General features: G+C 71.3%; 1 pseudogene. It reads left to right on the top strand.

The annotated features are described in order from the left end of the window. Positions 1 to 418: pseudogene (locus JGS22_RS25755) on the top strand (RHS repeat protein); the annotation flags it as partial.

Here is a 418-nt window from a genome sequence, read left to right as displayed (position 1 = left end):
CCACTCCACCTGGACCCGCGACGACCGCCTTCTGTCCCGCACCAACGCCCTCGGCCACACCACCACCCTGGAGTGGGACGAACACGACAACCTCATAGCCGTCCTCCACCCCGACGGCTCGACCTCCCGCTCCACCTACAACGACCTGCACCTCGCCACCGCCTCCACCACCCCCGACGGCACCACCACCCACCTCGGCTACGACGACCGCGGCAACCTCACCACCGTCACCGGACCCGACGGCGCCGTCACCCACCTCACCCACGACCCCACCGGAGCCGTCAACTCCGTCACCGACCCCACCGGCGCGGTACAGCGATCCCTCAACGACGCCGCCGGCCTTCCGTCTCAACTCACCGACCCGCTCGGCGCGACCACCCACTTCACCCGCGACGCCTTCGGCCGCCCCCTCACCGCC

The sequence above is a fragment of the Streptomyces tardus genome, from assembly GCF_018101125.2.
In the GTDB taxonomy this organism is placed as follows: domain Bacteria; phylum Actinomycetota; class Actinomycetes; order Streptomycetales; family Streptomycetaceae; genus Streptomyces; species Streptomyces tardus.
This window is presented reverse-complemented; position numbering and strand designations above follow the sequence as displayed.